This window comes from Synechococcus sp. B60.1 (genome assembly GCF_047462555.1).
Classification (GTDB): domain Bacteria; phylum Cyanobacteriota; class Cyanobacteriia; order Thermostichales; family Thermostichaceae; genus Thermostichus.
The window spans coordinates 5,231-8,175 of sequence record NZ_JANSJN010000077.1 but is presented as its reverse complement, the minus strand read 5'-3'; the positions used below and the strand labels follow the sequence as shown (position 1 = coordinate 8,175).

The 2,945-nt window shown below is 59.8% G+C and carries 3 protein-coding genes; all 3 read left to right on the top strand.

Annotated elements, in window-relative coordinates:
- Positions 1-289: 289 nt before the first annotated feature.
- Positions 290-1,558 (top strand): bifunctional sterol desaturase/short chain dehydrogenase, encoded by a 1,269-nt coding sequence (locus NW863_RS09415; RefSeq protein WP_414365945.1) that lies wholly within the window; start codon positions 290-292, stop codon positions 1,556-1,558.
- Positions 1,559-1,749: 191 nt separating this feature from the next.
- On the top strand, positions 1,750-2,526 hold the full coding sequence (locus NW863_RS09410) for a DUF4397 domain-containing protein (protein ID WP_414365944.1): 777 nt from the start codon (positions 1,750-1,752) through the stop codon (positions 2,524-2,526).
- 74 nt (positions 2,527-2,600) lie between these two features.
- Positions 2,601-2,945, top strand: a 345-nt coding sequence (locus NW863_RS09405; protein WP_414365943.1) for an FAD-dependent thymidylate synthase, incomplete at its 3' end; no start/stop codon positions are given.

Here is a 2,945-nt window from a genome sequence, read left to right as displayed (position 1 = left end):
TGGAGTTCCGCGGCGGGACGGCGGCGGCCCTGGGCTTGCAAGTGGGAGATGTTGTGGAGATCCGCCAGCTTCCGCCCCCAACTCCTTGATTTCTCTCTTTGGGAGAAGGGCCAGGGGTGAGGGAAAACAAGCTTGCAGAAGAAGCTGGGATCCCAAAGGCAGCCGTTTGCCCTCTTGCTCGCGGTCTAGGATGATTGTCTCAGGGATCTTTGGGATGATTTTTGAGGGTCGCCAACTGTGGGAGGTTGATGCCAAGAGGCGACGGCGAGCTCAGGATGGTTTAAACCCTATGGATGTTAGCAGCGTAACTCAGTGGCTGGAGGTTGGAACTATTGCCTTGGCTTCCGTCCTTTGGGCGGAGATCGTGCGGGATGTGCGCCATTGGCTGGCCCACCAGTGGCCCTGGCTGCTGCCCAAGCACACCCTGCACCACCGCCTGTTCCGCCCCGATCTCAGCGTGGTAGACCCCAAGTTATACCGAGAATCCCAGTGGCACCACGATGTCCCCGAGGCAGCAACGATGGTTCTAGCCGGGATCCCTTGGGTAGTGCTCTTGGGACAGGGATCCCTCTTCTACGGCCTGGCAGCGGCAGTGGGGGTACTCTACTCGGCCAGTTTTCTAGTTGCCGGCGCGCTGCGGGGCTGGGGGCTGGCTCTGCAGACGGATATCACCCACCAGCCGGGGCCTTTCCCTTCCCCTCCTGCGCAGTGGTATGTGAACCGCGCCTACCACTGGCGGCACCACTTCGACGATACCAACGCCTACTTTTGCGGCACCCTAACCTTGGTGGATCGGATCATGGGCACCAGTCTCTCTTTCAAGGGCAAACGCGTGGCCGTCACCGGCGCTTCTGGCACCCTGGGCCGGGCCCTCTTGCAGCACTTTCACCGCCACGGAGCCAAAGTCATTGCCCTTAGCTCCCATGCGGATTCAGTTGCCATCGCAGTGGACGGTCAGCTCCAGCCGGTGGAGACCGTTCGCTGGCAGGTGGGGCAGGAGGGATCCCTGGCCGAACTCCTGGAGCGGGTCGATATCTTGGTCATCAACCACGGCCTCAACGTGCATGGGGAGCGGGATCCCGAGTCTGTCCGCCAGTCCTACGCCGTCAACACCTTCTCGGCATGGCGCCTGATGGAGCTGTTCTTTCAGACGGTGCGCAACAATCCGGAAGTGGCCACCAAAGAGGTTTGGGTAAACACCTCAGAAGCCGAGGTCAGCCCTGCCTTTAGCCCCCTCTACGAGCTCTCCAAGCGGGCCCTAGGGGATCTGGTTACCCTGCGCCGCCTGGACGCTCCCTGCGTGGTGCGCAAGCTCATCCTCGGCCCCTTCAAGAGCCAGCTCAATCCCATTGGAGTGATGTCAGGCGATTGGGTGGCCGCCCAGATCCTGGCCCAGGCCAAACGCGACTGCCGCAACATCATCGTTACCATCAACCCCCTCACCTACCTGCTTTTCCCGCTGAAAGAGTTGGCCGTCAGCACCTATTTCCGCTTGTTCAGCCGCCGCTCTTCTCGCCCAGTTCTTCTTGATCCCGTCGCCGGGATCCCTTTGATTTAGGGGAGTCGACCAATCCTGCCCGGCTCTATGGCATCAGGCGCAAAACTGGGGTAAGACAAGAGCAGGTTCTTTGGCCGCAGGAGAGGGGATCCCTTGCGCCAATGTGAACCTTGCGGGGAGCGAAAGGGCCCTTTGTTTGGAGGAATTCAACAGCTCGCTCTCCGAGTGAATGTTGGGTGTGAGGAGTAGGAGTGAGCGTCAACATGGTGCGACAGTGGGTAAGCGCAGTTCTCTGCGCAGTGGGTGGGTCTTTAGTGACGGGCCTTTTGGCGGGTTGTGCCATCCCCATAGCCTCTGCAGAGGTGGCGGAAGTGCAGGTGCGCTTGGTGCATGTGGCCCCCGATGCCCCTCGGATTGACTTGGAAGTGGGAGGGGTAAGGGCTGCCCAGGGTGTAGCCTATGGCGCAGTGAGCGAATACGTGCGCATGCCGGCGGGCGAGTACGACATTGTTTTGTTTTCAACACCTGAGAACCCTGGCCAGCCCTCGGGTTCTAAGGACTCCGTTGCGCGAACGGTTGTGGCCAGGACTGTGGCCAACCTCAGGGGCGGGGGAGTGTTCTCAGTGGTGGCCGCCGACGAGCCCAATCGCGTGACGGCCTTGGTACTGGAAGACAATATCAACCCTCTATTTGATCAAGCCCTGGTGCGGTTTGTCCACGCTGCCCCTGATGCGCCGGCCCTGCAATGGCAAGGGGAGCAAGGCCGGGTGCTGTTGCCCCAGTTGGCCTTTGGGCAAGTATCCACCTTTCAAGCCATGCGCCCCGGCTTTACCCAAATCCAGGTGGCTACAGCCCCTTCTGCTTCAGGTGGGCAGATATCTCCCAGCCGGAGCATTCCCTTGCAACGGTTTGACCTCCAGTTAGAGGCAGGTAAAGTCTACACCCTCTACGTAGCCGGCCTGCTGCGCAGCAATCCGGGCTTGAATATGGTGCTGGCAGAGGAAACTCGAGCTCGTAGGCTCCTATAGCAAGGCTGCCTGCGGCTTGATCCTCTCTATACTGTGAGACTAGCCGCTCGTCTCTGGCTTTGGGGGCACAGCCTGTGGATGCCTTATTTCAAGTGGTGGTGCTTAGCCAAACTCCAGATCCCGAACGGGTGATCTGGCAGGCGATGCACCAAGATTACAGCCCCGATTTTGTTACCCCAGAGGGCCGGATCCCGGAAAAGTATGGAGAGGCCGTGGTGCGGCATCTGCTGGAGGGCAATCGTGGCCACTATGGGCCTCTTGAGCACCCTCAGATCACGTTTGGGGTAGGCTATTTTCCCCATGCTGTCATGCAACAGGCCCGTACTCATCGAGTGGGAGTTTCTTTCGACGTTCAATCTTTTCGATATACAGGCCGGCAAATTGCCGATTTGGGCAAAAGACTCTTGTCTGCGCCCCCG